The organism is Streptomyces sp. NPDC050619 (assembly GCF_040654815.1).
Lineage (GTDB): Bacteria > Actinomycetota > Actinomycetes > Streptomycetales > Streptomycetaceae > Streptomyces.
The window spans coordinates 1-1,025 of record NZ_JBFAIR010000198.1 but is presented as its reverse complement, the minus strand read 5'-3'; the positions used below and the strand labels follow the sequence as shown (position 1 = coordinate 1,025).

Here is a 1,025-nt window from a genome sequence, read left to right as displayed (position 1 = left end):
GTTCGTCTGCGCGGCGCCGAGGGTCTTGTTCACGACCAGGCGGAACCGTGCGAACTTCCCCAAATTGCCGATCTTGAACGGCCGGGTCTGGCCGCGCGACGCGAAGACCTCGCCCTTGCGGGAGTCGACGGTGGTCCAGGTGATCCCGTCGTTGGAGCCCTGCAGCTTCCAATCCGTCGGGTCGCCCGCACTCGCCCCCGAGGTGAGGGTGTAGTACGTCGGCATCTGCTTACCGCTGCGGAAAACCCAGTTCACCTGCGGCGTGCCGTCGGTGAAGGTCATCTGCGTGGTCGACGAGTCGTCGAACAGCTTCGACGCGTCCTGCCCGTCGCTCGCGGTCGCGGTGCCGAGGCCGGGGCCCGTGGTGTCCTGCAACGGCTTGGGCACCTCGTTGCCCTTGGTCAGCGACGAAGGCGCGTCGTTCTTGCCGGTGCCCCAGGACGACGGGTTCGGGCCCATCTGGAAGTCGATCGTGCCGCCATGGTCGAGCACGGACGAGTCGATGGACACGCCCTGCTGCGTCTTCCCGTTGACCTTCACACTCTGCACGTAGACGTTCTTCGTGCTGTTGCCCGGCGCGTTGACGACGATGTCGCCGCTCTCGCGGTGGACGGTCATCTGGGCGAACTGCGGTGAACCGATGGCCCAGTTGGAGGAGCCCGCCTGAAGCGGGTAGATACCCAGCGAGCTGAGGATGTACCACGACGACATCTCGCCGTTGTCCTCGTCACCCGGGTAGCCCTGGCCGATCTCGTCGCCGACGTAGAGGCGCTGCAGGATCTCCCGCACGATCGCCTGCGTCTTGGACGGCGCACCGGCGTAGTCGTACATGTACGGTATGTGGTGCGACGGCTGGTTGCTCATGCCGAGCTGGCCCATGCGCACCGCACTCGCCTCGAGCATCTCGTGGATCGTGCCGCCGTACCCGCCGGGCCTGTCGGCGTTCTCCGGGGTGGCGAAGAACTGGTCCAGCTTCTGCTCCAGTGCCTTCTGCCCGCCGTACAGGTTGGCCAGGCCCTGGCCGT

1 protein-coding gene is annotated in these 1,025 nt (G+C 66.4%); it reads right to left on the bottom strand.

What is annotated here, in order from left to right; genetic code table 11:
- Positions 1-1,025: glycoside hydrolase domain-containing protein (locus AB0I77_RS54000; RefSeq protein ID WP_363290401.1), on the bottom strand; the 1,025-nt coding region annotated here is incomplete at both ends.